We start from the raw sequence: 901 nt of genomic DNA, 5'->3' as shown, positions 1-901 counted from the left end.
CCTCGTGAAGACAAAGACGGCGCAAACTGGGAGCTGATCAAGAAGATCGTTTCTGATACGACAGCGAAGCCAGATGCAACCGACATTGAGCTAACCAAACAACAATTCCTAGAACTACTAAAAATCCGTAGTTCAAGTGAACTGTTCCGCTTAGATACCGCTCAAGAAGTCATGAACCGTGTTGACTTCCGCAACGTTGGTAAAGACCAAGTGGAAGGCTTGATCGTTATGTCTATCGACGATGGTAAATCAGCAGGTGCCGATTTGGATTCGAAATACGATGCGATCGTTGCTGTGGTGAACTCAACATCAACAGAGAAATCATTTGTCGTGAAAGGCGCGGCAGGTTTCGAGCTGCATGAAGTTCAACAAAACTCTGCAGATGACATCGTGAAAGGTGCAAGCTTCGCCAATGAAACCTTCACTGTGCCAGCACTGACTACTGCGGTATTCGTACAGCCACAAGACGGCGCGCAAGGTGCGGGTCTGCCAGTAAATACAGACAACAAAGACGTATCGAGCATTCCTCCTTTCGGTGAAACCGTGGTTTACGTGAAAGGCACAATGAACAATTGGTCAGACAACAGCGACTGGGCAATGACTTTCATTGGCAACGGCATGTACTCAGTAACAGGCGTACTTGAAGCAGGCAGCCACGAGTTCAAATTTGCAGACACAGGTTGGGCAAATCCGAACATCGGTTGTTCTGTGGCAACAGTGGGCAGCGGCTCTCTGGAGCTAGGCGCAGACGAAAACTGTAAACTCACCGTCGCAGAAACAGGCAAGTACAACTTCACACTGAACGCGCTATACGTTCAAGATGAGAAAGTGGAAAAACCTGTGGTTTCCGTAACCAAATCTGCGGATGCACCAACGTTTGGTGAAACAGCACTGTACCTAC

General features: G+C 48.3%; 1 protein-coding gene. It reads left to right on the top strand.

Translation table 11 applies throughout. From position 1 onward, the window contains the following. On the top strand, positions 1-901 hold a 901-nt coding region (locus tag R7R78_RS25020), incomplete at both ends, for an alpha-1,6-glucosidase domain-containing protein (RefSeq protein ID WP_225474487.1).

Source organism: Vibrio sp. 2134-1 (assembly GCF_033339495.1).
Note: the sequence above shows the minus strand (reverse complement) of the source record. Positions and strands in the feature narration are given on the sequence as shown.